Raw genomic sequence first — 26,344 nt, forward strand, 5'->3', positions numbered from 1 at the left:
CAATATAATGAAAATAATTGCGATTTTTTTCATCTTACCGCATAATAAAGAATATAGAGTGAGGAGTGAATCAACTTATGTATAAAAATACCATCTGGATCACCGGCGCAGAAGGCCGTCTCGGAGCCGCTTTACAAAGCGTGCTCTCCCAAGATCGAAGCAATAAAGTCATTGCGACCGATCTTGATGTCGATATCACGGATCAAAAGTCCATCCAATCCTACGCGGATCTTTACCGCCCCGATGTGATCATCAACTGCGCCGCTTTATCGGATGCCAGATACTGCGAAGACCATATGGTCGATGCGTTTAAGGTAAATGCCTTAGGCGCCCGCAACCTGGCGACCGCCAGCCGCCGCATGAACGCAAAGATCATCCAATTTTCCACCGATGATGTCTTTTCCGGTTTTGAGCAGCATAAATGGATCGAATACGATATGCCGCATCCGGATACCGTCTACGGCAAATCCAAATATGCCGGCGAAACATATATCCGCGAACTGAATCCAAAGCACGTGATCGTGCGCAGTTCCTGGGTCTACGGCCACGGCAAAGATGACTATCTGCACTGGGTCCTGGACAAGGGCAGAAAAAATGAATCCTTTGAAGCCCCGGTCGACTGGATCAGTACACCGACCAGCAGCATCGAGCTGGCCAAAGTCATTCAAATTTTGATCAATACCAACGATTATGGTTTGTACCATATCACGTGTGAAGGCACATGTTCCCGTCATGAGTATGCCCGTACAATTCTTTCCATGGCAGGCTATGATCCGACCCTGGCCAAAGGCAGTTTCCTGCCGAATAACCAGCCGCGTTCGACCTTGTTGGAGAATCTGATGCTGAAAATGACGAATCTTTACGAAATGCCGCATTGGCACGATGCATTACAGTCTTACATGAATATGATCTTAAAGGAGGAACGCAATGGCTGAAAAAAGTAAAAAAATGTCCCTGACCACGAAAATTTTTATCAGCTTGCTGGTGGGTCTGGCAGTCGGTGTAATCTTTAACCTATGGGTGCCGAAAGGTTACATCCGCGATACGATCATCGTCGACGGCATCTGCTACGTGATCGGCAACGGCTTTATCCGGCTGATGCGTATGTTGGTCGTACCGCTGGTGTTCTTTTCACTGATCTGCGGTGCCGCCGCGATCGGCGATACAAAAACGCTGGGCAAGGTCGGCGGCAAGGTCATCCTGCTGTATATCTGCACCACCGCAGTAGCCGTCACCGTGGCTTTATCACTGGCTACCGTGATCAAGCCGGGCGTCGGGCTGGATATGTCTTCGATCGCAAAATCCGATGTATCGACAGCCAGCCAGACTTCGATGGTCGACACGATCTTGAATATCATTCCCGAAAACCCGTTTAACTCCCTGTCTGAAGGCACGATGCTGCAGGTCATCGTCTTTGCGCTGATCGTCGGCATCCTGCTGGCCAAGATGGGCGAACGGGCTGAACTGATTGCCAATTTCTGTACACAGTGCAACGATTTAATGATGGAAATGACCAATATGATCATGGGACTGGCTCCGCTGGGTGTCTTCTGCATGATCATGCGTACGTTTGCGAACTTAGGTTTCGATGCTTTTGTGCCGCTGCTGAAATACATCGGCAACGTCATTCTCGGACTGGGCATTCAATGTTTTGTTGTCTATATGATCATATTCTTTACCTTTACCCGTCTGAGTCCGATCAAATTTTTCCGGAAATTTTTCCCGGTCATGGCTTTTGCCTTTTCCACTTCGACATCCAATGCGACCATTCCGCTGAATATCGAAACATTGGAAGAAAAAATGGGTGTCTCCCGCCGGATCTCTTCTTTTACGATCCCGCTGGGTGCAACCATCAATATGGATGGAACCGCCATTATGCAAGGCGTTGCCGTCGTCTTTGCCGCACAGGCCTATGGGATGAATTTAGGTATCCAGGGCTATCTGACCGTTATTGCGACCGCCACACTGGCATCGATCGGTACCGCCGGCGTGCCGTCGGTCGGTTTGATCACGTTGACCATGGTCTTCTCCGCCGTCGGACTGCCGGTTGAAGCCATCACGTTGATCATGGGTGTTGACCGGATCCTGGATATGCTGCGGACCGCCGTCAATATCACCGGCGATGCTGTATGTACGTGTGTCGTTGCCTTCCAGAACGGCGATCTGAACAAGAAAGTGTTCAACGACATGAGTCTGGTGAAAAAAGATGTTTAGAAAACTCTTAGCCGGTCTGCTTTGTCTATGTTTGTTCTGCGGCTGTTCCGCTTCAACAACACAAACAAGCAAGCACGAAGAAAAAGAAAAAAAGACTTTCACCCTGCCGTCTGCTAAGATCATCGATGACATTCAGGAACGCGGTTATCTGATCGTCGGTGTAAAAACCGATGTTCCTGGACTGAGTGATTACGATGAAACAACGCAGACGTACAGCGGGGTCGAAATCGAATTGGCTTATAAAATTGCCGGGTTGATCTTTGACTGTTCCGCGAAAGAAGCCGAATCCAAAGGTTATGTCCATTTTGAGCCTGTTACGGTCGCAAATCGGGAAACCAAATTAAAGAACGGTGATATCGACTGCCTGATGGCCACTTATACCATCACAGCGAGCCGTAAGAAAAAATTTGCGCTGTCAGAAAGTTATTATAAAGACTATATCGGTTTGATGGTTCGCAAGACCGAAACAGATAATGAATCGCTGGGATCTTCCGGCATCCAAAGCCTGGCAGATCTGGACGGCAAGATCATCGGTACAGCAAAACATTCTACGGCCAGAAAGGCCACGCTGAATTATATCAATAATCATGCCTCTTTATCGATTTCACCGATCTTCATGGAATACGATTCTTATGATGAATTGAAAGAAGCGCTGGTCAGCGGAGAAATCGATGCGATGTGTGTCGATGTCAGTATTCTGGAAGGTTATGTTGATGATTCACTGACCATATTAAATGATCGGTATGCCCCGCAGGATTACGGTGCTGCCGTGCTGCCGAAAAACCGCGCATTGATCGAAGTCATCAATTATGCGATCGAAAATTAAAACAGATGTTGAAAAACATCTGTTTTTTTATTGATCTTCAAGATGTATGTCGGCTTCGGCATACAAAACAGCATGACCGCGCAGAATGGTACGCTCTCCTTCCTGCCGGCAGTAAAGTTCACCGCCGCGGGCCGAGGCCTGATAGGCCTTCAGTTCTTTTTTCTGCAGCTGATCTGCCCAATACGGAATCACATGGCAGTGGGCCCGGCCGCAGACCGGATCTTCTGCGACCCCGCATTTTGGCGCAAAAGAACGAGTCACACAGTCATATTGATCGCCCCGGGCGGTCACATTGAACGTGGTTCCATCCAGCTGCCGGATCACATCCAGATCCGGGATCACACGGCGGACTTCTGCTTCATCCTTCAGGACGCAGACCATATCTTCGCCTAGATAGGCCGCCTGCGGACAAATACCAATGGCCTGTACGATTTGATCTGTGACTTCAATCGGATGCATCGGAAAAGATGGAAGATCCATCGCAAATAGTTCTCCTTCCTGTTTGACCGTCAACACCCCGCTTTTCGTATGAAAACGGACTTCCGTTCGTTCCGGATCGAGAAAATGCAGGATCACGTAGGCAGAAGCCAGCGTCGCATGTCCGCACAGATCAATTTCCCCGCCCGGTGTAAACCAGCGCAGCTGATAGTCCTCTCCCTGCAGCAGCGCAAACGCAGTTTCTGATAAGTTGTTTTCAATGGCCATCTTCTGCATCAGATCATCGGACAGTTCATGATCCAGGATACAGATGGCAGCCGGATTGCCGCTGAACACATGCTTCGTGAACGCATCGACAATATATTGTTTCATTTTCTTCCTCCTATGCTTACTTTATTATAAAGCAGGATCGCAGTAAATTTCCGTTTCCGCCCGAATTTATGGTATATTGTTCCTATGTCAGACCACAATAAACAAAAAAAGATCGCCGTCATCAATGATTTTACCGGCTTCGGCCGCTGCTCGCTGACCGTTGAGATCCCGATCATTTCAGCGATGCACGTGCAGTGCTGTCCGATCCCGACCTCGGTCCTTTCCAATCATACCGCCTACGATCGTTATTTCCTGCAGGATATGACCGATTCGATGGAACCGTACATCGAAGAATGGAAGCTGCTGGACCTGCAGTTTTCGGGTATTGCCACCGGTTACTTAAGTTCACTGCGCCAATTTACGATCACGGAACAATTCATCGATGATTTCAAAAGGAAAGATACCATCGTGGAAGTGGACCCAGTCATGGCCGACGGCGGTCAGTTTTACGACAGTTATTCGCCGGAAATGTGCCAGGCCATGAGACATTTGCTGACCAAGGCCGACTTGATCACACCGAATCTGACCGAAGCCTGTTTCCTGACCGATACGCCGTATCATACAGGCAGCTGGCGCATCAAAGAACTGCATCAGCTGACCGAAAAACTGCACCGTTTTGGACCGGAAAAAATTGTGATCACTGGTATTCCGCAGGGACAGTTTGTCGCCAACATCTGTTCCTATGATGACATTTTTAAAGTGGTTCGTTCCCATCGGATCGGGATCTCCCGCTCCGGGACCGGCGATGTCTTCGCCAGTATATTAATTGCGGATGCCGTGCGCGGTATTGATTTTGAATCCTCCGTCCGCAAAGCAGCCCGCTTTTTGAAACGCTGTCTGATCCGTTCGGACGAATTGGGGATCCCCAAGGAAGACGGTGTCTGTTTCGAGGAATTTTTGACCAAATTAAAATAGAGCCGCAGCTCTATCCGTGAATATAGTTGGCAAAATATTCTGCATTGATCTCAGAAATTTCTTTTTTGCCGTCGATGTAGTCTTTATAGATCTGATCCGGCGATCCGCCGCCCAGCCAGCAGGATGAACAATTCTCACAGCTGGTGCCGCAGCTGTTCATACTTTCGCGGATGATCTCCATCCGCTCTTCGCGGGTCGTATCTTTGATGAGAATGCTTTTCATAGGATCATCTTCTTTCTGATTTCAGTATAAAACCATTGCCTGAAGAAATCCAATTGAAAGCATTTATAAACAAGATTATACTAATAAATAAAGGAGTCTTTAGGATGAATTATCAAGTGGATATTTTTCAAAAATTTGATCAGGGCTGGGCTCTGCTGACAGCCGGTACGCCCGATCATTTCAATACGATGACCGTCAGCTGGGGCGCCATGGGCACCATTTGGGGCAAACCGGCCGTAACCGTTTATGTCCGTCAAAGCCGGTATACATTGGAGTTTATGAATAGCTATGATACCTTTACCATCAGTTTTTTCCCGGAACAATATAAGAAAGATCTCGGCATTCTTGGCTCAAGATCGGGCCGTGACGGCGATAAGATCGCATTGACCAAACTGAAACCCAAAGCGATCGGTAATGCGGTCACTTTTGAACAGGCAGAAACGACATTGGTCTGCAAAAAGATGTACTGCCAGTTCATGGATCTGGATGCGATGCCGAAAGCTGTGCAGGAACAGTATTACAGCGATCACGATGTGCATTATCTGTTCATCGGTGAAGTGACCGATCTCATCGAGGAGGATCGCTGATGGACTATAAAATCAAAGGGGTCGGCAAAGTTCCGACATTGCGTTTTCTCGATGACCGGCTGATGGTCAACGATACGGTCTATATGTATGACCAAATCAGGGATATCAATATTTCCTATCATCCGTTTCTCGGCTCGTTCGGCGTCATCAAAGTGCTATTTACGAATGGAAAATACAAAGATGTCCCGTACAGCACATTCAGCCGCGACAGCATCCGCGAAGCCATTCAGGATTTCAAACGGATCAAAAAAAATCCGCCGAAAAAGGCACAGCCTGTTTCATCCGGACTGCCGGTCGAAGAACTGAAACAGCTTAAAGCACTGCTTGATGAAGGCATCCTGACCCAAGAGGAATTCGAGGCAAAGAAAAAACAATTGTTAAATTTATAAAGGAGACACAAAGAAGTGTCTCTTTTTTTCATAGAAAAAACCCGCCGAACGGCGGGCAGAAGTTTTAGAACAATCCAAAGCTGAACAAATAAGCAACGACAACTGCCAGCGGACCGGTGATGACACGGCTGTACAAGACCGCCGGAACACCCATCTCGATGGTTTCCGGTTCTGCTTCCGCTAAAGATAAACCGACAGGAATAAAATCGCATCCTACCTGTGCATTGATCGCAAACAAGGCCGGCAATGCATACTGGGCAGGAATATTTCCTTTGGCAATTTCAGCACCCAACAAGGTTCCGACGACCTGTGCGATGACGGCACCTGGACCCAGGATCGGGCTCAGGAACGGCAGACCGCAGATGAAGGAAATCAGGATCATGCCCGGTAATGTGGAACAAAACGGACTGATCGTGTTGGCAATGACGTTTCCTAAACCGCTGGCCTGAATGATTCCCAACAACGTGGAAGTAAAAGCCATGAACGGCAGGATGTTGCGGATGACCATGTCGATGGAATCACGGCCGGCTGCGAAGAATTTATTGACGACGTGGCCGACACCGACACCGATACGGGTCACCAGGTTTTGTTTCTGGCCTTCCTGTGCCGCAGCCACTTCTTGTTTTGCTTCTTCCTTGGTCTTCGGCTGATTGTCTGCCGAAACCGTTGCAGCAGATGCTGCTGATTCATCGGTATAAGACAAATTGGATTCTTTTACATCCGATACATAAAGATCTGGTGTGATATATTGAGCCAGCGGACCGACTGCACCGACCGGCTCAACATTGACTGTCAAAATTTTCTTTCTCGGATAGACACCGCAGCGAGCGGTGCCGCCGCAGTTCACGACCGCAACCGCGACTTGTTCATCCGGCACCGTGGTCGAGAAACCATCCACTAATTCACATCCAGTCATTTCGGCGATCTTCTTAGCGACCGGGCTGATGGTCTGTCCGGTTACACACAGGACTTTATTTCGTGTTTCTGTTGGTTCGATGATCAGCGGTCCGCCGAATCCATCTGCACCCTTGGTAATTTTGATATTTCTGTAAGCCATGTTTGTAACCTCCTAGTCATCTGCTTTGGTCAAGTGGAAATAGATCTTTTCAGTAATGACCCCACGGAACAATGCAACGATCAAACCTACGATAAAGTAACGAACAGCCAAGCCGCCTAATTCATAACCAGCCTGCTGCAGTCCTTGTGCAATACCCATGTAGACAAACAATTCACCGGCATTGGCATGCGGGAATAATCCCGTTACCGGGTGTGCAAAGGCTGCAAAAGCATCAAAATATGCGGGTTTGTATTTTTCATCCAAGAAACGTCCTAAACTGTATCCCATCGGGTTTGCCAAGAACAATAAAGCAAGCATAGGGAAGATCGTATAACGCAGCAGCGCATACTTTGTGAATTTTTGTGCGGTCCTTTCTACTTTTTCTTCTCCGACCAATTTAATGATCGAGTTCATGAACGTTAACAAGCAAACGATTTGAGGAATGATATTGGTGACCCAGCCTGTGAACGTTTCACCGCCAGTGGTAAACCATCCAATAAATCCTTGCGCAATGTTTGTGATGATATCCATATGTCTTCTCTCCTTTGATAAAAATGAGCGGCCGACTCATCGATCATTCCTTTTTGGGTCCGAATTCACCGTCATGAATCCGAAAAAGCAATGATCTGATCCAGAAACAGCATGTACATATTTCCATATATTGTTGCATATTTCCTTTACAATTTCATTATACGATAATGTAAGCGTTTGTCAAATAAAAATGAACATATTTGCATATTTAGTTGCATATGTTCATTTGCCTTAAATATTCATTTCAACAACATAAAAAAAGAGGGCCGAAGCCCTCATTAAATTTTAGTACATACCAATACTGAAGAAGTACGCAATGACAACGGCCAGCGGACCGGTGATGACACGGCTGTACAAGACGGCCGGAACACCCATCTCGATGGTATCTGGTTCTGCTTCTCCTAAAGACAGACCAACTGGAATGAAGTCGCATCCTACCTGTGCATCGATGGCAAACAAGGCCGGCAATGCATACTGAGCAGGGATGTTGCCCTTTGCGAATTCAGCACCCAACAGTGTACCAACGACCTGCGCAATGACGGCACCTGGACCCAGGATCGGGCTCAGGAACGGCAGACCGCAGATGAAGGAGATGAAGATCATGCCCGGCAATGTGGAGCAGAACGGACTGATCGTGTTGGCGATGACGTTTCCTAATCCACTTGCGGAAATGATTCCCAACAAAGTCGAAGTGAAGGCCATGAACGGCAGGATGTTGCGGATGACCATATCGATGGAATCACGGCCGGCTGCGAAGAATTTATTGACAACGTGGCCGACGCCGACACCGATACGGGTGACCAGGTTCTGTTTCTGACCTTCCTGTGCTGCAGCTACATCGGCTTTGGCCTGATCTTTGGTTTTCGGGCCGTTATCGCCTGCTGCATCGGCAGCTTCCAATTCTTCGGCAGCGGATTTTGCGGCAGAAGCATTGGTTTCATCGGTATAGCTCAAGTTCTTTTCGCTGACATCCGATACATAGATGTCTTCCGTGATATATTGTGCCAAAGGACCAACCGCACCGACTGGTTCTACATTGACCGTCATAATGTGCTTTCTTGGATAAACACCGCAGCGAGCAGTACCGCCGCAGTTTACAACTGCAACTGCAACTTGATCATCCGGAACAGTTGTTTTAAATCCGTCGACCAATTCACAACCAGTCATTTCGGCGATCTTTTTTGCGACCGGGCTGATGGTCTGTCCGGTAACGCACAATACTTTATTACGAGTTTCCGTCGGTTCAATGATCAGCGGTCCGCCGAATCCTGCTGAACCTTTCGTGATTTTAATATTTCTATATGCCATATCCATTTCCTCCCTACTTCTTAATTCCAGCTAAGTGGAAATAAATACGCTCAGTAACCAAACCACGGATCGTGATCACGATCAAACCAACGATAAAGTAACGAACTGCCAGACCGCCTAATTCATAACCGGCTTTCTGCAGACCTTGGGCAATACCCATGTAAACGAACAATTCACCGGCATTGGCATGCGGGAACAGTCCGGTGATCGGGTGGCAGAAGCTGACGCATGCATCGTAGAATGCAGGTTTATATTTCTCGTCAATGAAACGTCCGAATGTGTAAGCCATCGGGTTTGCCAAGAACATATCTGCCATCATTGGGAACAAAGAATAACGCAGAATTGCATTTTTCGTCATTTTCTTTGCGCCGCTCTCGACTTTTTCTTCACCGACCAATTTAACGATCGAGTTCATGAAAGTCATCAAACATACAACTTGCGGAATAATACCAGTGACCCAACCGGTAAAGGTTTCGCCGCCGGTGGTAAACCAGCCGATAAACCCTTGCGCAATATTAGTAATTACATCCATAATGTCTCTCCTTTTTTTTCGCAGCAGCCCAGTCGGCCGAACTGTTCTGTTGCTCTCTTGTTTTGTGCTTCGTCAAGCAGGATCCCGTCGAACCCTTTTACAAAACCAGAGTAATTAACTTTTTTTGTGATTCTTTTGAAACTAAATCAAACATTCCAATAGAAACCATGGCTTTTAAAGCGCTATGTAAACGCTTTCCTACTATATGATAACATAATTTTCCCAAATTCAATCTAAATTGTGTTGAAAATATGTATAAATCAGCGCAGCTCAACACACATTTAAACATTTGTTCAAATCATGCCTCAAAAAGAAATGGGGAGCCCAGGCTCCCCATGATCATTCAGTAATTAACCGAAGATTTTATCCTGCTCAGCACGGATCTTGTAGATCAATGTATTCGTATCGATTTCAACATCATCGTAAGTCAGCAGCTGACCTTTCTTGACGTCTTTCTTCAATACGGCATTCTTGTTGATCAAGCCAAACGGAACATAACCAGCCTTCTTAGCGTGTTCATGTGTATCAATGGATCCATAAGTCGTGTATCCGCCGATACCATCCAGTTTTTCGCCGGCTTTCATATCTTTCTTCGCAACTGTGATGACTTCGGAAACCAAACCATTCTTCGGCACGATGATCGGTTCATGATAAATAACGGCACGTCCGATCGTCAGCGGAGTCTCCAGGTTGCACAGGTGATATGGACGATACAAAGTCCACAGCGGTCCTGGACCCATCGAGTGATACTGCATCTGGTATGCGATCTCCTGGTTGTCTGTCGAAACAGTTACGAAGACGCCCGGTGCGATACCACGTACGTACTCTACAACACCATGTTTATTCAGGATACCGCCTTTGTCTTTCAGCATGTACATATCGTTCAAGCCTTTGACATCGCAGGCAATACCATGACCGCCGATCACATCCGGTACCAAACCAGTAGCGTTGGACATTGCGGTCATTTCTACCATTGTCTTCGTACCATCTTTAAATGCGCACAGCATTCTCGGAGACATCTTACGACGAGTAGCTTCTTCTAATACAGTGTCCGGATTGCATTCGTAATCCAAACGGTTGTTTTTACCTTTACCCATAACTTCTACTGTGAAGCCCATTGCTTCTGCGAAGTCATACAGTTCCATAACAGTACCTGGTTCATCACCGGAAGTACCAGTATAGATAACGCCTGCTTCGTCGGCTTTCTTCTTCAAGTAAGGTCCAATGACGACATCGGACTCAACGTTCATCATAACGATGTGCTTGCCGGCAGCGATGGAATCCAAGGCAATGCGGGCTCCGACATCAGGAACACCGGTAACATCGACAACGACATCAATTTCCGGAACTTTCGTGACTAACGAAGAATCGTTGGTCGCAACGTATTTACCTTTGGCAATGGCATCACTTGCCGTACCCGGATCCGTTGTCTTTACGATCTGGTCTTCCGTAACACCTGCATATTCGAATGCATGAACGGCTAAATCAATGTTGATATCTGCACAGATGGCAGGTCTCTCACCTTTGATCAAAACCAGTTCCGTAACCATTCCTCGACCCATCTGGCCGGCGCCGACAACACCAACTTGGATCGGTTTTCCTGCTTCTTCCAAAGCAGCCAATTTTCTGTTCATGTTAAACATACTTGATTCTTCCTCCTATACTTTATTTTTAGCCTCGTGGCTTTCAACCATTACTCAATCTCGATCTTGCCGCCGACATAGAACTCTTCTGGTTTCATCGGCTCACCGATCAATTCGATAATACCTGGACGTTCGACTTCGTCCAGACCTTTGAACGATACCGTACAGTGGCCCAGTTCACGCAGCGTGTTGATAGCTTCCCAGCCAACATCACTGATCGTGTACTCTTTTCCGCAGATACGGAATTTGTCGCCTTTTTTCGGTTCTTCTTTCAGTTCACATTTTGTGTGCAGAAAAGAAATCTCTGCTAATTCCGGGGGTGCATCTTCATTGAAGATGATGATAAAATTCGCTGTCGGATTCAAGAAATCCATCGCGAAATCACCCCAGCCGGTAATTTCTGCCTGATACTTCATGTCTTAAACCTCCGCTTTAATTCTCTGCTGCTGAAGACTCAACCGCTTCTGTTTCGCTTTCCCCTTCTTCACTTTCCTTATTAAAACGCATTTCCAGCGCTTCTAAAGCTTGAATATAACCATGCTGGCGTTTCTGCTGCTTTTCGTCCAAGCCCCGCAGCATGTCCAGTAAACCTTCCACTGTCTGGCCTTTCAGCGTTTCGCCAAGCAGTTTCTCTTTCGGATGAAATCTGGCCAAAATCGTGGCGCCGTCCATGATCTCACAAGCGGTGATCACATGATCCCGGTCACAGGCGATGATCACAATATAACCATTGAAGAACCGTCCGCGTTTCTGACCGATCCCCAGCGATCCATATTTGTGCATCCGGTGAATGGCTTTCCGATATCCTTTGATCTGAAAAAATCCGCCGATCCCCTGCATGACCATCAAAGCCAGCGCGACCAAAAAGATAATTTTCAAATTATCATTCATCTATTCATCCTCCACAAGCGAAACAACTTTCTTCACGCAGCTGATATCCGTGATCAACACATTGATACGTTTCGATCGCAGCGCACCGAGTACCGCCCAGGCTTTTTCTTCCCCGACTGCGATGCCGATCCGATTTTCCACTTTCATCAGCTGCTCGGTCGAAAGCCCCATCACACGATCATTGAAATCGTTGTACGGCTCTTCATTGCCGTCTTTGCCGTACATCCGCAGAAGAACATCACCGACAACACCGCGTTCGGCAAACTGCTGATACTCTTCTTTGGTCACATAACCGCATTCAACGATCCGGGAACCCTTAGACGCGGTTGCGCCGATTCCCATGATGACTGCATCCAACTTCATAAATAATTTCGTGACTTCCTGAATGGTTTTTTCCTGTGACAGTCCGCGCATAACTTCGACATTGTCAAAGATCGCGGGGGAATAAAACTGTACCGCACTGCCATGAAATTTTCGTGCAAATGCGTTAGCAATTTCATTGCTGTGGTACGCTTCATCACCATGCAGCTTTGTGCCGACACCGCCCAACACTGGAACAAATGTACAATTGACTTCTTCGACGTTCAGATTGGTGCTCGCAATGTTATAGAGCGTGCTTCCCATGCTGACACCGATATAATCATTGTCATGGAAGACTCGGGAAAAATAGGACAAGGCTTCTTCTTTGACCCGCTGCAGATGATCGTATTGGTTCCCCAAATCGATTTCATCTACGATCAGCAGCTCTTTCAAGCCTAGCTTTCCTTCCAGCTTCCTTTCCAGTTCACCGTACAGGACACTGTCCGGATTGTTCAATGTGATCTGAACCACATTCCGTTCACGTCCGGCTTTCAGCAGCCGGGAAACGGTGGAACGGGAAATTCCCAGTTGGTCACAAATTTGGAATTGAGATAAACCGTCCTTGTAATACAAATAACAACATTTGTAAATCAAGCGTGGATCATCAACTACTTTTTTCACAATATGCCTGCTTTCTATTCTTGGAACCGTTTTCTTTATCCGCTTTCAGCATATCACAATTCAATTAAGAAACAATATCATATTGCTGAACAAATGTATAAATAAAGAAATTTGGATTTTCATTTGCGCAATTGAATGAATTCAATGCAATTGTATTAAAAGCGGAAAAGCGCCCGGTTTCTCATCTTGTATGACTGTTTTCAATCATTTAACATGATTGAAATCCTCCATCTAAACTTTAGCACACCCATCATGAAAAGTCACTTCATCAGGAGCAATTTTCACAAAATTTCTGTGAAAAAAATCCTTGCACATAAAGTACAAGGATCAGCTGTTATTTTCCCGTTCTTTCGTTATAGGCTTTTAATATAGCTTCGGCCCATAAACGAACTTCTTTTTTCGGATCCGGCGCTTTCAAAATACCAGAAGTTGCCCCCGTTCCGTCACAGCCTAAAGATACGATCCGGTAGCAGTCTTCCGCGCTGTGGACGCCGGAAGCCGTCATCGGCTGGACGCTTGGATCAATGTCATGAAGAGCCTTGGCAACATCCGTCGTATACGAAGCCGGTGCTGTCTTGCCTGTGCCGATCAGATCCGTCGGTTCGGCAATGATGATGTCCGGATGCAGGCAGGCAACGGCACGCGCTTCATCCATGGAATCTGCACAGGCGATCGACGTAATGCCGACTTCTTTGGCACGCTTGATCGTATTGTATAAATCCGTTAATGTTTTCGGATGTTCCGCATGATTCAGGAAAACCGCACCGGCGCCGGCCTCTTTCAAAGCCTCTGCCAGGATCTTTCCTTCGCCGCGTCCCGGACGGAGCGGATCCATGTTCTGTGCCGTAACGGTAATATACTTCGTATTTTCCTTGATCAGACGAATATCACAGTGCGGGCATGTAAAATAAATCGTAATGCCTAAATCTTTGGCAACTTGATCAGATGCCAGAGCCAGATCCAGGCTTTCTTTACCGTACAAATAGTTCTTTGGATTGACAACTAAGAATGGTCCTGTGCTCATAATTACTCTCCTAATACTGTAATGATACAGCGGCGTCCGCGCGGACGGCTGCGGTCAAAGTCTGCAAAATAAACATAGCCAGTTGAACCGACGCCCAGTTTTCCTTCGGTCACATCAAATGTTTCACTGGAACCCAGCAGCGTGGATTTTAAATGTGCATCGCCGTTCCACAAAGCGGAACGATCACCGTTCGGCAGATAATCTGCCGCATTCGGCCAAGCTTCCACGGCCTTGTAATGGGCTTCTCCCGGATAATGATAAGTATCCAGCGAATCTTGATTCGGGATGATCTTTTCCAGCACTTCGTTCAGATCTTGCTGCAGGTATTCATCGCCGTCTTCGTTAATATCGTGGCAGAACTCCTCAAAGAATACGGAGCAAGTCGTATGCGGGGAGATCACAGCGCAGATGCCGGTCTGCACACCGCTTTCTTCAATTGCCTTGCGTACTTCATCGGTAATGTTTGTATAGGTCGGGCGGCCGCCATGCGACTGCACTTTGATTACTTTTCTATAGACTGTCATTGTATATTCCTCCTAAAGCGTAACGCTTTGCGTTGCGAACAGTTCATAAACGTGTTTCAGCATATCCTGCATGCCTTTTTTCGCAGCAGTTTTGTATGTGTAATAGTCTTCCACTTCGGCTTCCTTCGGTGCCAGGGCATAAACCGATTTTGCGGAAGCAACCATGAAATCAGAATAAACGTTGATCTTGGCAATGCCTTCGGTTGCGCAGCGATGCAGATTTTCATCACCGGAAGAAGATCCGCCATGGAGGACCAGCGGCGCCGAAACAGCCGCTGCCAGCTCATGCAGACGGTCGAAATTGATCTTCGGTGTTCCTTTATACAAACCGTGCGCGGTTCCGATCGAAACGGCTAATGAATCCACACCGGTCTGTTCAACGAATTTCGTCGCCTCTTCGACCGTTGTATAAATATCATTGTCGCTTTCCACCTCGTTGCTGCCGACATGACCGATTTCCGCTTCGACCACGACACCTTTATCGTGTGCGTATTCGATCACTTTTTTGGTAATGGCAACGTTCTCTTCGAACGGTTTCATGGAACCGTCGATCATCACGGACGTAAATCCCAGATCAATGGCTTTCTTGCACATTTCAAATGATTGACCATGATCCAGATGCAGAACAACAGGGACCTTTGCCTGCTCGCCCCAGATCTTTGCCATTGTCGCCGCATCTTCAATGGTGATCAGTCGATCTAAATGACTTTCTGCCAAGCTGATGATGATCGGTAAATTCAATTCTTCAGCTGTCTCTAAATGCCATTTTAGTGAATCCATGTCAACAAAATTTGCCGAAGGGATCGCAAAGTGCTTTTCTTTGGCAATTTGAAACAATTTTTTTGATGTAACCAGCATATTCTAACCTCACTCTTCTTGCGATTTGCAACAATTTATAACTATATTTTTGTTATTATTGTTGTGCTATATCTACAATATAGCACTGTAAGCCATTTCACGCAACTTTATTTTCTTATTTTTTGTTATTATTTTGTTATTGAATCACATTTTAACAATTAATGTTATTGTTTGTTGCTATTTTTGTTAAAATGTGATATCCTGTTCAGTAAGAGGTGTAATATATGAACAAAAAAGATTTACGTATTCAGTCCGTCGTCAAAGCGCTTGCTGAAAATCCAAACCAATCAGCTGCTGAATTAGCTGCACAGTTTAATGTATCCAGCATGACGATCCGCCGGGACATGCAGTATATCGATGAGCATCATCTAATGGACTCTTACCTGCTGGCTGAGCCGTCGGAAGGCAGTTACGAATATCAAATCGAAGAAGTGAAAAATGCCGATCTAAAACGGAAGATCGCACAGGCTGCCGTTAAAACGATCAAGCCGAATGAAGTCATTGTTCTGGATTCAGGAACGACCAGCGGCATGATCGCCGCATTGATCCCTAATGATCTGCCGCTTACAGTCATTTGCTACAGCTATCATATATTATCCAAGCTTGCCAACAAGAAAAACATCCGGCTGATCATGGCCGGCGGCTACTATCACCAAAATACGCAGACCTTCGAAGCACCTGAAAGTGTGGAATTCCTGCATAAATTCCGAGCCCATAAAATGTACGTGTGTGCCTCCGGTATCCACGAATCCCTCGGTCTCACTTGTGCCGATCAGCGGGTGGCCCCATCCAAACAGGCAGGCATCGATATCTCACTGAAAAAGATCCTTGTTTCGGATTCCACAAAATTCGGACACATCAGTGCCGGTTTCTTCTCTTCCATCGATAATATGGACATGATCATCACCGACGACGGGATCACCGAAGACTGGAAATCGCTTTTAAAAGACAAAGACATCCGTGTAGAAATCGTTCAATAAAAATATCTCCGCCATAAGACGGAGATATTTTTTTGGCCGCCTGTCACATATCTTTCGGACATCCGCATTGATATGATATCGTTTCTTCATGCACCATTTCATGATTTTCCATTCTGTCCAATAAAAAAGACACCGAAGTGTCTTATTCTTGATATTCAAGCAGATAACGGGCGACCTTTTCATCCGTGATCAGCACATTGACAAAATGACCGAGCAGCGTACTTAAGATGATCTCCTTCTTTTCTTCTCCGCAGGCAGCGCCGACCCGCAGCGGAATTTTTTTCATATCCTCAGCAGAAATCCCGATCATTTTATGCTCATAGGAACAATTTACCAGTTCCCCATGTTCATCCAGAATATGACCGCTGATCTCACCGATGCCGCCCTTCCGCATAATATCTTCTCGATCCTGACGGGTGACCATCGGATCATTCATGATATTGGATGTCGGTCCGAGCGTACCGATGCCGGTCACCGCCATATCAGCCTGCCGCGTGCGTTCCAGCACTTCCTGGATACAAGGCTCATTCATCAAGATATCCCGCACTTCTGCGCTTGATGCCACGATAGGGGCCAAAAAACTGTATCCGCTGCAGTCCAGCAGCAAAGCGATCCGGTCGATCAGATAATTCGTAAACGAAAACCGGTAATGTTGGTCATTGGTCGGGTTGCGGTTGCTGGAGCCCTGCATCGGCAGGATCTCCAAGTCTTTGTACTTCTGAGAACGCAGACGCATATCCTTTTCCATGTATTCCACGGTCCGCTGCAGCGTGGTTCCGCGGCTGAACGCTAGTTTCATGCCATTATGCAAAGAACGCAGAATATAGTCGGAAGTATAATAGCCGACTTCACTTTTGATATCGGAATCGGCCCGATCATAGACAATGATCACTTCTTTCAGCCCATATTTTTTCTCGATCTGTTCTTCAATATTCAACAAGGAGTCATTCGGCCGATTGATCTTGATCTGCACATACCCTTCATCACGGGCCTTCTCCAGTGCCCGGAATATCGTCGTGCGCGAAACGTTCAGCGCCTTGCCGATTTGCTGCTGCGACATGCCGCGCTTATAGTACATCTCTACGACTTTATAGATAAAACGTTCATCTTTCATTGCTCTGCCCTCTACCTTAACTCACAAATAAACGAAATCATACCATCTTTCCAGTCCGCCTGAATGCTGCCATGATACTGCCGGCAGATTTCCTGTGCGATCGACAAACCGATCCCATACCCGCCTTGATCGATATTATGCGATTGATCCTGCCGATAGAATCGTTCAAAAAACTTGGAATAATCGACATGTTCTCCTTCTGCATAATGGTTGGATACAATCAGCCTGATACCTTTTTTCTCTTCATGCAGCGCAACATCGATCGTGCCATTATCATCACAATACTTGATCGCATTATCGATCAGAATGGTCGTCAGCTGCCGGATCTTGCCCTCGCTGCAGACCAGTTTGACATCCTGATCGATATGAGTCGTCAAAGTCTTATGTTCCTGTGATGCATTGGCCTGATACGGCTGAACGGTATCCGCAACGATCTTCGAAACATCGACTTCATGCATGCCTGTTTTATCTTCCTCTTCCTGCGAACGCGCGATCATGACAAGATTCTGAATCAGTCCATTCATCCGATCAACTTGCTTCAGGGTCGACTGCGTCCACTCATTTTCTCCGTTCATCATTTCCAGCACCTCTGTATTCGCTCGGATCACCGCCAACGGCGTTTTTAATTCATGTGATGCATTGGTGATAAATCGCTGCTGACGGCGGCTGTTTTCAATTTCCGGCTGGATCATGCGGGAACTGAATTTCTGTACCAGGAAATACGTAATGACCAGTCCGATCAAAGCGGCACCGGCGGTAATGTAGAGCAGCCGCCAACGATTGTTGATCTCAGAAACGCAGTTCAGATAAACGACTGTCGTACTGTTTCCATGTTTTTCTATTTTGTAGTAGTAGTCACCGCTGCGGCCGTATCCTGCGGCGTTATCAGCCTTCTTGATCATCCGTTTTTTCATCGTTTTGATCCAGGCACTGTCGTTGCTGTCGGTGCGGAACGATTTTAATTTTCCATCTTCATAGACCGCAATGCAGAAGCGATTAATTTCCTGCGTAGAACCGGAAAATACCTGTCCTGGATTCCTTTGACCGCTGTTATTATCTTCAAACTGATAATTTTCTACATTCACCAATAAGTCCAGCGACCGCTGGATTTTATAGCGGCTGGACGCATAGTAACTCAGATTGATCACGATGCCGATAAAAAGCATCGCGACAAAAATAGCCACCATGGAGATCCACACAAACTTGCGCCGGAGCTTTTCGATCGCGCGGCTATCCATCGCTTTCCTCCCGGATAAAAATACGTCCGCCTTCCGCTGCAATTTCAATATCGGCACCGATGGATGCCAACTTTCGCTTAAGATAAGACAAATAGAGCTTCACCGTATCTTCCTGCGCCGGTTCATCTGGCCATACTTGCTCCAACAAGTACTGGGTATTCATAAATTCATGCATCATCAACGTACGCATCAGTTCAAATTCTTTGTGGGACAGCCGAACTGAATTGGCTGCCGACAACGAATAGTCATTCGCATGCAGCGTCACGTTGCCTTTCTGCAGATCGGTCTCGCTTTCATACTGACTGCGGCGGACCATCGACCGGATCCGCGCTGCCAGTTCTTTCATCGAAAATGGTTTTGCCAGATAATCATCGGCCCCGGCATCCAGTCCGGCGACCCGGTCATCGACCTCACTTTTCGCTGTCAGCAGCAGCACCGGAGTGAGGATCGCATGCTCGCGCATCGTTTTTAAAACCGTAATGCCGTCGACCTGAGGCATCATGATATCCAGTACGACCACATCATAGCTTTCCTTCTTTAATGCATCCAATGCCTCCTGGCCATCAAATACGCTTGTAACATCATAACCCTGATACTCCAGCACGGTAGTAACGGCATGATTTAGATCTTGTGTGTCTTCCGCAAATAAAAGTTTCATGATCCCGCCTCATTTTCTTCAAATATCAAGTCCCGCAGCGTCTGCATCGAAAGGTCGGTGGAAGCCAGTTCATCGGCACAGCGCTTCAGTTCGCTGACGATCAATTCTTGATTTCCTTTATATTGCTTTTTGTATTTTAAGTGATGTTCCAACGCGGCCCACGTATCCATCGAGATCGTGCGCAGCTGAATTTCTACATAATATCCGTTATCTGCCTGCAGGATCATATGATAGCTGCGGTAGCCGTTTGGTTTGACATTTTTTATATAATCCTTCTCGGTGACAATTTTGGCGTCCTGCCACTGCGCCAAATTGTCACGAATCGTATAAACATCATCCAAAAAGGCACAGACCACCCGGATCCCGATCGCATCGTGAATTTCTTTCAATGCGCTGTCACACGTCTCAGGCAGACCTTTGCGGCGGCATTTTTCCCGCATGCTTTCTTCTGATTTGATCCGGCACAGACAGTGTTCCACCGGATCCATTCCCAATCGTTCTTTCATCTGATGCCGGCATGCATCGATACGCTCCATAAAGCGCTGCATCGTTGCCTCCATTTCCGGCAAATGATCTTCATAAATACTTTGCATGCAATTATTGTAACATATCGCTACTTTAAGAAACATGAAAGAACGCCCACAATATAAAAAAATGAGCATTTTTTGCTCATTTTGTGAGATCATTGATGATTTCAGCCGCCATAAACAATCCCATCGCCCCGGGCACGAACACGGTACTGCCTGGGACCGGTTTCCGGCTATTTGGTTCAGCAGCCGGTTTGATCGGCTTTTCTTTCGAATAAACGACTTTCAAATGTTTGATGCCGCGTTTTTTCAGTTCCCGACGCATCACTTTTGCCAGCGGATCCATTTCTGTCTGAAACAGGTCAGCTGTCTGCAGCGCATCCGGATGCACTTTGTTCCCCGCTCCCATCGCACTGATCACCGGTACCCGGCAGGCTTTGGCCTGCATGATGATATCGATCTTCGCCGTGATGGTGTCCACACAATCGACAATGTAGTCATACTGCGAAAAATCAAACGCATCATGATTATCCGGCAGATAGAAACAAGGATAGGCATGAACTTCACAAGCAGGATCGATGTCCAGGATCCGTTCTTTCATCGCTTCGACTTTCAGCCGGCCGATCGTAGAATGCAATGCTATGATCTGTCGATTCAAGTTCGAAAGTTCGACCGTATCATGATCTACCAAGTCCAGATGGCCGACACCGCTGCGGGCCAGCGCTTCGGTCACATAACCGCCGACACCGCCGATACCGAAAATCAGGATCCTGGCTTCCTGCAGCCGATGGACGGCCGTCGCTCCGTAAAGCATTTCCAGGCGGCTGAACTCAGTCATCGGCCCCTCCGACAAACGGACCGATAGCTGCCGCATCGTTGAATCCATCCATATACAATTGTTGGATGGCTTTTTTGTCTTTGGTCAGCGTCTTCATGCCGCTGATATCTTTTGGTGCAACGATCAGGACTTTTCCTTCCTGTTCCAATTCTTTGGCTCTGCGCACCTGGTCATTGTAAAGCGGACCGCGCTGTGCCAATTTACGGGCACTGGCCGGATAAGCGCGGCGGATCAATTTTGCCATGCGGGCGTCATTCTTCGAAGTTCGGACATAGTCCCGCGGCTTGGTCAGGATCAGAACAACTTTCTCGCAGCCTTCTGAAAAGGCTTTTTCGATCGGCACTGGATCTGAGATGCCGCCGTCATAAAAGAGACTGCCCATATAAGGATACGGCTGGTCGAGCACCGGTACGCAGGATGAAGCTTTCACAATGAAGTAGTCGTCTTTTTTCACATCAAAATTTGTAAAATAAACTGGTTCACCGGTGATCGCATCCGTCGTCACCGCCCGGTAAATTTGATCCGATGCGTGAAAAGCATCATAATCCAACGGAAATTCACCGTCTGTATCGGTCAAATCACCGTAAATATAGTCCAGATCCAAATACGATCCGGTCTTCAATAAATTTGACCAGCTCATATATTCTTTGCGGAATGCATATTCTTTATAAAATACCAGATTCCGTCCTTTTTGTCCGGCAATGTATGCGATGCAGTTTGCGCTGCCGGCAGAAACACCGATACAGTAATCGAAGCGGATCCCGTGTTCCAGACAATAGTCGAATACACCCGCTCCATAGGCACCGCGTAAGCCGCCGCCGACATCAATCACTCCGATCATGATCTCACTTCCTTTTCGCTGCCTCCCATTCTAACACAGAAAAAAGAGTTCCGCGTTAGGCAGAACCCTTTCAATGTGCAACTATGCGACGGCTTGAAAGGCAGTATCCAACGCATCGATCAAATCATCGATATTTTCGGTACCAATGCTCAATCGGATGGTATTCGGATAAATGCCCTGATCGGCCGCTTCGGCCTCGGTCAGCTGGGAATGTGTCGTACTGGCCGGATGGATGACCAGCGACTTGACATCCGCAACATTCGCCAGCAGCGAGAAAATCGGTAAGTTGTCGATCCAACGGCGGGCACGATCGGCATCGCCTTTGATCTCAAAGGTAAAGATCGATGCACCGCCGTTCGGGAAGTATTTCTGATACAGCTCCGGTTCTTCGATCGATGGATGATGGACCGCTTCCACTTCCGGATGGGTTTTCAAATAGTCTACGACTTTCAGCGCATTTTCAACATGACGCTCGACGCGCAGTGATAAGGTTTCCAATCCCTGGATGAACGCCCAGGCATTGACCGGCGAAATGGTTGCCCCTTGATCCCGCAGCAGGATGGCCCGAACATAGGTAACAAAGGCAGCCGGTGCAGTTGCATCATAGAAACTGATGCCATGGTAGGATGGGTTTGGTTCTGAGATCCACGGATATTTGCCGGATGCTTTCCAGTCAAATTGACCGCCCTCAACGATCACTCCGCCCAAGGTCGCGCCATGGCCGCCGATAAACTTGGTCGCACTATGGATGACCAAATCTGCGCCCCATTCAAACGGACGGACCAAATACGGCGTCGCAAACGTATTATCCACAGCCAGTGGGATCTGATGACGATGGGCAACTTTTGCCCAGGCTTCAATATCCACGATATTTCCTAACGGATTGCCCAGGGTCTCGATCCACAATCCTTTCGTCTTCTCATCGATGGCTGCTTCGACAGCGTCCAGATCATACGGATCGACGAATTTTGCGGTAATGCCGTATAAAGGCAAGGTATGCGCCAACAAGTTGTAGGTGCCGCCGTAAATGGTCTTTGCGGCAACAATGTTTTCCCCAGCTTTCGCCAGCCCCTGGATCGCATAGGTCACGGCAGCCGCACCGGAAGCCACTGCGATCGCGCCGGTGCCGCCTTCCAAAGCAGCGATACGCTTTTCGAATACATCCTGTGTCGAGTTGGTCAGACGCCCGTAAATATTGCCTGGATCAGCCAGCCCAAAACGATCGGCGGCATTCTGTGAATCTTTAAAGACATACGATGTTGTCAAATAGATCGGTACCTGGCGGGAATCCGTTACCGGATCGGCCTCTTCCTGTCCGACGTGCAAAGCAAGTGTTTCAAATTTATATTGTTTTTTTTCTGTCATGTGTTCTTCCTCCTTCATTGTTTATTCATTAAAAAGAAGTCCAACACATTCGATTGATATTTAATATTCTCAAACAAAGGGAAGTCTTCATATTTTTCTCCTTTTCCTATCAGATTACAAGGATATAATAAGTCAGACTTCCCTATTTGTATAATATAGAATTTAAATACTAGTTATAAATTTTATTTATTAAAATATTCTTTCAGACATTCAATATATTTTCGCCCGGCATCGGACAATATACTATTTTTCTTCACAATATATCCAATTTCCATTATGGCATTCGGGTTTTGAGAATCCGCTTTATATGGAATCGCGATAAAATCACTGCCGTTCAATTCCTCATCGATGATTCCCGAACATAACATATACCCATTGATCCCGACCATCAGGTTCAACGCTGTCGCCCTGTCGTTCACCTTGACCACCCGGGCATAATCGTTTTCCGACAAGATTTCTTCCGCCAAGTAATAAGCACTGTCTTTTCCTTGTTCAAAAGACAAATAAGGATAATCCTGCAGCTGTTCGAAGGTTATCTCTTTTTCCTTCCCTAACGGATGGCCTTTGTATAAATAAACATAAGCACTGCAGGAAACCAGCGGATGGAATTCCAGGCTGTCCCGGTTCAGCAGTTTCATGATATATTTTCGGTTCAAACTGCTCAGATACAGGATCCCAATCTCACTTTCTTGCTGGGCCACATCATCGATCACATCCAGTGTCCGCGTTTCCTTGATCGCAAATTCGTACTGTGCCGGATCGTATTCATTGACCGTGTTGGCAAACGCTTTGACCGCAAAAGAATAGTGTTGGCAGGAAACGCTGAATTTTCGGCGGACCGTACCTTCCGGGCTGTACTTTTCCTTAAGCAGTTCATATTGTTGGTAGATCTGACGGGCATACATGAGAAAATCACGGCCGTCAGCCGTCAGTGTCACACCACGGCTGGTGCGGTTAAAAATTGTGATGCCGGTTTCACCTTCCAGTTCTTTGATGGCACTAGTCAGCGTCGGCTGAGAAATATATAATTTTTCGGCTGCTTTATTCATGGAACCCATATCCGCAGTCGTTAATGCATAAAAAATTTGTTGGAGTGTCATATATCACCCTCCCTTTTGAATTATATAATACCTATCAAAATTGTAAAGTAAATATTTGCTTTCCCCCACGGAATAAGTCTTGTATAATAATTGCTATGTAAAGGAGGCAACAATGAACGAACAAGAAATCAAAGTCATCCTTCAAAGTCAGAAGAAATTTTTCCGTGAAGGACATACACTGTCCGTCACGTATCGTATCGATGCGCTGAACCGTTTGAAAGCTTCGATCGAAGCCCATGAAAAAGAACTTTGCGAAGCATTATACAAGGATCTCGGCAAAAGCAGCGACGAAAGCTATATGACCGAAATCGGTCAGGTGCTCAGTGAGATCAGCTATTTGCTGAAGCACATCCGCTCCTTTGCTAAAGAACATCGGGTCCGGACGCCGCTGGCCCAGTTTGCGGCCCGCAGCTTTAAAAAACCGTCTCCTTACGGTACGGTGCTGATCATGAGCCCGTGGAATTATCCATTTTTACTTTCTCTGGATCCGCTGTGTGAAGCAATTGCGGCCGGAAATACCGTTGTGCTGAAACCTAGTGCCTATGCGCCCAATGTCAGTGCAGCCATCCAATCCTTGATCGAAGAGTCCTTCCCAAGATCCTATCTGGCCGTTGTCACCGGCGGGCGACAGGAAAATACATCGCTGCTGAATCAGCAGTTTGACCTCATTTTCTTTACCGGCAGTCAGGCTGTCGGCAAAGTCGTGCTGGAACATGCAGCGCAGTATCTGACCCCGGCGGTCTTGGAACTGGGCGGCAAAAGTCCCGTCATCATCGATGAACAGGTCAATATCGACCTGGCTGCCCGGCGCATTGTGTTCGGCAAATTTTTGAACTGCGGCCAGACCTGCGTTGCTCCGGACTATGTTTTGTGCCATACCTCTGTTGTAGACACCTTCGTTCAAGCCTGCGAGCGGGAGATCATCAAACAGTTCGGCAAAGAGCCGTTATATAATGAAGACTATGGAAAAATCATCAATGAAAAGCATTTTCACCGGATCCTGAATTTGATCGATCCGGAAAAAGTTTACTTCGGCGGTCATAACGATCCATTCAATTTAAAGATCGAGCCTACCATCTTGGTCAATGTCGACGAACAAGATGCCATCATGCAGGAAGAGATCTTCGGACCGGTATTGCCGATCTTGACCTATGACGACATTCACCGCATCCCAGACTGGCTGAATGACCGTCCGCATCCGCTGGCGTTCTATGTCTTCTCGGATAATCAGGAAAACATCCATTATCTGACCGAACATTGCCAGTTCGGCGGCGGCTGCATCAACGACACGATCATCCATCTGGCTACGCCGTATCTTGGATTCGGCGGTGTCGGTGCCAGCGGCATGGGGGCTTATCACGGCAAAGTCGGCTTTGATACGTTCTCCCACACCAAATCCATTGTTGATAAGAAAACTTGGATCGATCTGCCGATGCGCTATCAGCCGTATACAAAACGGCATCGTTCCATGATCAGGAGATTCATGAAATGACGCAAGCATCTCATTCATGGAAGCATGCGCTGCTGTTGGTACTGACGGCATTGATCTGGGGCTGCGCATTCGTTGCACAAAGTGTCGGTGCGGATTACGTCGGCCCTTATACCTTTCTGGCAGCTCGTTATCTGATCGCGTTTTTGGTCCTGCTGCCGATCGCACATCATCGTGCAGATGCATCAAAACGCAGAGCTTCGATCAAAGCCGGTCTCTTCTGTGGTGTGTCATTGTTTTTGGGCTCGCTGTTTCAGCAGATCGGCATCGCATATACCACTACGGCCAAATCTGGTTTTATCACCGCCATGTATATGATCATCGTTCCCTTATTAAGTGTTTTTCTGGGCCAGCGGATCAAACCAAAGGTATGGCTTGCGGTTGCTATGTCCTGCATCGGTCTGTATCTTTTGTGCATTCACGGAACGATGTCTTTTTCCTTCGGCGATGCCATCACGTTGGTTTGTTCCCTGTTTTTTGCGCTGCACATCCTGATCATCAATCATTTTGTCAAGCAAGCTGATCCCTGGACACTGAGCGCCGTTCAGCTGTTGGTCTGCGGCGTATTGGCCGCGTTCTTCATGCCGACCGAAGCACCGACACCGCATGCTTTATATCTCGCCTTGCCGGCTGTTCTCTATGCCGGTGTGCTCAGTTCAGCTGCCGGTTATACACTGCAGACCTTCGGCCAGCAGGGATTGGATCCAGCTGTGGCCAGCTTGATCATGTGCCTGGAAAGTGTTTTCAGTGCATTGGCAGGCTGGGTCTTCCTGCATCAGACCCTGACGCCGATAGAAATTTTTGGCTGTATCTTGATGTTTTTTGCGATCGTCTGGATCCAGCTGCCGGAACCTCAAAAAAAAGCGGTCCGCTCTGTTTAA

The 26,344-nt window shown here is 47.2% G+C and carries 30 protein-coding genes; 9 read left to right on the plus strand and 21 right to left on the minus strand.

Annotated elements, in window-relative coordinates; genetic code table 11:
* Positions 1-77 precede the first annotated feature (77 nt).
* From HNQ47_RS05145 to HNQ47_RS05155, 3 genes are read left to right on the plus strand one after another with little or no spacing between them, the layout of a single operon-like run.
* Entirely contained in the window at positions 78-935 is an 858-nt protein-coding gene (locus tag HNQ47_RS05145; RefSeq protein ID WP_183328232.1) for an SDR family oxidoreductase, read from the plus strand.
* Positions 928-2,214: a dicarboxylate/amino acid:cation symporter gene (locus HNQ47_RS05150; RefSeq protein WP_183328234.1), complete on the plus strand. Its 1,287-nt coding sequence runs from the start codon at positions 928-930 to the stop codon at positions 2,212-2,214. Before HNQ47_RS05145 ends, HNQ47_RS05150 begins: the two co-directional genes overlap by 8 nt.
* Positions 2,207-3,040, plus strand: a complete 834-nt coding sequence (locus tag HNQ47_RS05155; RefSeq protein ID WP_183328236.1) for a transporter substrate-binding domain-containing protein — start codon at positions 2,207-2,209, stop codon at positions 3,038-3,040. Before HNQ47_RS05150 ends, HNQ47_RS05155 begins: the two co-directional genes overlap by 8 nt.
* Before the next feature lie 27 nt (positions 3,041-3,067).
* Here HNQ47_RS05155 and HNQ47_RS05160 read toward each other — a convergent pair whose 3' ends face one another.
* A complete protein-coding gene (locus HNQ47_RS05160; protein ID WP_183328237.1) occupies positions 3,068-3,850 on the minus strand; it encodes a PhzF family phenazine biosynthesis protein in 783 nt (260 codons plus the stop codon).
* Positions 3,851-3,934: 84 nt separating this feature from the next.
* Between HNQ47_RS05160 and HNQ47_RS05165 the strand changes: the two genes are divergently transcribed.
* Positions 3,935-4,765, plus strand: a complete 831-nt coding sequence (locus HNQ47_RS05165; RefSeq protein ID WP_183328239.1) for a pyridoxamine kinase — start codon at positions 3,935-3,937, stop codon at positions 4,763-4,765.
* A 10-nt stretch (positions 4,766-4,775) separates the two neighbouring features.
* On the opposite strand, the gene HNQ47_RS05170 is transcribed toward HNQ47_RS05165, so the two are convergent.
* Positions 4,776-4,988, minus strand: coding sequence for a hypothetical protein (locus tag HNQ47_RS05170; RefSeq protein ID WP_183328241.1), 213 nt, complete (start codon positions 4,986-4,988; stop codon positions 4,776-4,778).
* A 104-nt stretch (positions 4,989-5,092) separates the two neighbouring features.
* Here HNQ47_RS05170 and HNQ47_RS05175 point away from each other — a divergent pair, with 104 nt between their 5' ends.
* A complete protein-coding gene (locus HNQ47_RS05175) occupies positions 5,093-5,575 on the plus strand; it encodes a flavin reductase (RefSeq protein ID WP_183328243.1) in 483 nt (160 codons plus the stop codon).
* Positions 5,575-5,964 (plus strand): SHOCT domain-containing protein, encoded by a 390-nt coding sequence (locus HNQ47_RS05180; protein ID WP_183328245.1) that lies wholly within the window; start codon positions 5,575-5,577, stop codon positions 5,962-5,964. Before HNQ47_RS05175 ends, HNQ47_RS05180 begins: the two co-directional genes overlap by 1 nt.
* A gap of 64 nt (positions 5,965-6,028) precedes the next feature.
* Here HNQ47_RS05180 and srlE (HNQ47_RS05185) read toward each other — a convergent pair whose 3' ends face one another.
* The 11 genes from srlE (HNQ47_RS05185) to HNQ47_RS05235 form a co-directional block, all read right to left on the minus strand.
* The gene (gene srlE, locus HNQ47_RS05185; protein ID WP_183328248.1) at positions 6,029-7,021 is read right to left on the minus strand and encodes a PTS glucitol/sorbitol transporter subunit IIB; all 993 of its coding nucleotides are present in this window, start codon (positions 7,019-7,021) and stop codon (positions 6,029-6,031) included.
* Positions 7,022-7,033: 12 nt separating this feature from the next.
* A complete protein-coding gene (gene srlA / locus HNQ47_RS10075; RefSeq protein WP_183328250.1) occupies positions 7,034-7,552 on the minus strand; it encodes a PTS glucitol/sorbitol transporter subunit IIC in 519 nt (172 codons plus the stop codon).
* A 285-nt stretch (positions 7,553-7,837) separates the two neighbouring features.
* Positions 7,838-8,860 carry a PTS glucitol/sorbitol transporter subunit IIB gene (gene srlE, locus HNQ47_RS05195; RefSeq protein WP_183328252.1) on the minus strand — a complete coding sequence of 341 codons (1,023 nt, stop codon included), beginning with the start codon at positions 8,858-8,860 and terminating at the stop codon, positions 7,838-7,840.
* Positions 8,861-8,873: 13 nt separating this feature from the next.
* Positions 8,874-9,392, minus strand: coding sequence for a PTS glucitol/sorbitol transporter subunit IIC (gene srlA / locus HNQ47_RS05200; protein ID WP_183328254.1), 519 nt, complete (start codon positions 9,390-9,392; stop codon positions 8,874-8,876).
* Positions 9,393-9,742: 350 nt separating this feature from the next.
* Entirely contained in the window at positions 9,743-11,035 is a 1,293-nt protein-coding gene (locus tag HNQ47_RS05205) for an NAD(P)H-dependent oxidoreductase (protein WP_183328256.1), read from the minus strand.
* Positions 11,036-11,085: 50 nt separating this feature from the next.
* A complete protein-coding gene (locus tag HNQ47_RS05210; RefSeq protein WP_183328258.1) occupies positions 11,086-11,451 on the minus strand; it encodes a PTS glucitol/sorbitol transporter subunit IIA in 366 nt (121 codons plus the stop codon).
* A gap of 16 nt (positions 11,452-11,467) precedes the next feature.
* Complete coding sequence (locus tag HNQ47_RS05215) at positions 11,468-11,926, minus strand: transcriptional regulator GutM (RefSeq protein WP_183328260.1); 459 nt, start codon at positions 11,924-11,926, stop codon at positions 11,468-11,470.
* Positions 11,927-12,907, minus strand: a complete 981-nt coding sequence (locus HNQ47_RS05220) for a sugar-binding domain-containing protein (protein WP_183328262.1) — start codon at positions 12,905-12,907, stop codon at positions 11,927-11,929.
* 334 nt (positions 12,908-13,241) lie between these two features.
* Positions 13,242-13,931: a triose-phosphate isomerase gene (locus HNQ47_RS05225; protein ID WP_183328264.1), complete on the minus strand. Its 690-nt coding sequence runs from the start codon at positions 13,929-13,931 to the stop codon at positions 13,242-13,244.
* Between the two features lie 2 nt (positions 13,932-13,933).
* Positions 13,934-14,455, minus strand: a complete 522-nt coding sequence (locus HNQ47_RS05230) for a YjbQ family protein (protein WP_183328266.1) — start codon at positions 14,453-14,455, stop codon at positions 13,934-13,936.
* 12 nt (positions 14,456-14,467) lie between these two features.
* Complete coding sequence (locus HNQ47_RS05235) at positions 14,468-15,313, minus strand: class II fructose-bisphosphate aldolase (RefSeq protein ID WP_183328268.1); 846 nt, start codon at positions 15,311-15,313, stop codon at positions 14,468-14,470.
* A 224-nt stretch (positions 15,314-15,537) separates the two neighbouring features.
* Between HNQ47_RS05235 and HNQ47_RS05240 the strand changes: the two genes are divergently transcribed.
* The gene (locus HNQ47_RS05240) at positions 15,538-16,293 is read left to right on the plus strand and encodes a DeoR/GlpR family DNA-binding transcription regulator (protein ID WP_183328270.1); all 756 of its coding nucleotides are present in this window, start codon (positions 15,538-15,540) and stop codon (positions 16,291-16,293) included.
* A 142-nt stretch (positions 16,294-16,435) separates the two neighbouring features.
* On the opposite strand, the gene HNQ47_RS05245 is transcribed toward HNQ47_RS05240, so the two are convergent.
* From HNQ47_RS05245 to HNQ47_RS05280, 8 genes are all read right to left on the minus strand, one after another.
* Positions 16,436-17,407, minus strand: coding sequence for a sugar-binding transcriptional regulator (locus HNQ47_RS05245; protein ID WP_183328272.1), 972 nt, complete (start codon positions 17,405-17,407; stop codon positions 16,436-16,438).
* A gap of 11 nt (positions 17,408-17,418) precedes the next feature.
* Positions 17,419-18,645 (minus strand): sensor histidine kinase, encoded by a 1,227-nt coding sequence (locus HNQ47_RS05250; RefSeq protein WP_183328274.1) that lies wholly within the window; start codon positions 18,643-18,645, stop codon positions 17,419-17,421.
* Positions 18,638-19,303, minus strand: coding sequence for a response regulator transcription factor (locus HNQ47_RS05255; RefSeq protein WP_183328276.1), 666 nt, complete (start codon positions 19,301-19,303; stop codon positions 18,638-18,640). Before HNQ47_RS05255 ends, HNQ47_RS05250 begins: the two co-directional genes overlap by 8 nt.
* On the minus strand, positions 19,300-19,896 hold the full coding sequence (locus tag HNQ47_RS05260; protein WP_183328278.1) for a GTP pyrophosphokinase: 597 nt from the start codon (positions 19,894-19,896) through the stop codon (positions 19,300-19,302). Before HNQ47_RS05260 ends, HNQ47_RS05255 begins: the two co-directional genes overlap by 4 nt.
* Positions 19,897-19,972: 76 nt before the next feature.
* Positions 19,973-20,668 (minus strand): tRNA threonylcarbamoyladenosine dehydratase, encoded by a 696-nt coding sequence (locus tag HNQ47_RS05265; protein WP_183328280.1) that lies wholly within the window; start codon positions 20,666-20,668, stop codon positions 19,973-19,975.
* Positions 20,661-21,509 carry a patatin-like phospholipase family protein gene (locus HNQ47_RS05270; RefSeq protein WP_183328282.1) on the minus strand — a complete coding sequence of 283 codons (849 nt, stop codon included), beginning with the start codon at positions 21,507-21,509 and terminating at the stop codon, positions 20,661-20,663. The genes HNQ47_RS05265 and HNQ47_RS05270 overlap by 8 nt, the downstream gene beginning before the upstream one ends.
* Before the next feature lie 81 nt (positions 21,510-21,590).
* On the minus strand, positions 21,591-22,874 hold the full coding sequence (locus HNQ47_RS05275; protein WP_183328284.1) for an O-acetylhomoserine aminocarboxypropyltransferase/cysteine synthase family protein: 1,284 nt from the start codon (positions 22,872-22,874) through the stop codon (positions 21,591-21,593).
* A gap of 182 nt (positions 22,875-23,056) precedes the next feature.
* The gene (locus HNQ47_RS05280) at positions 23,057-23,974 is read right to left on the minus strand and encodes a LysR family transcriptional regulator (RefSeq protein WP_183328286.1); all 918 of its coding nucleotides are present in this window, start codon (positions 23,972-23,974) and stop codon (positions 23,057-23,059) included.
* A gap of 112 nt (positions 23,975-24,086) precedes the next feature.
* Here HNQ47_RS05280 and HNQ47_RS05285 point away from each other — a divergent pair, with 112 nt between their 5' ends.
* Together HNQ47_RS05285 and HNQ47_RS05290 are read left to right on the plus strand one after the other, a co-directional pair.
* On the plus strand, positions 24,087-25,466 hold the full coding sequence (locus HNQ47_RS05285) for an aldehyde dehydrogenase (protein ID WP_183328288.1): 1,380 nt from the start codon (positions 24,087-24,089) through the stop codon (positions 25,464-25,466).
* Positions 25,463-26,344: a DMT family transporter gene (locus HNQ47_RS05290; protein ID WP_183328290.1), complete on the plus strand. Its 882-nt coding sequence runs from the start codon at positions 25,463-25,465 to the stop codon at positions 26,342-26,344. The genes HNQ47_RS05285 and HNQ47_RS05290 overlap by 4 nt, the downstream gene beginning before the upstream one ends.

The sequence above is a fragment of the Catenisphaera adipataccumulans genome, from assembly GCF_014202755.1.
GTDB lineage: Bacteria > Bacillota_I > Bacilli_A > Erysipelotrichales > Erysipelotrichaceae > Catenisphaera > Catenisphaera adipataccumulans.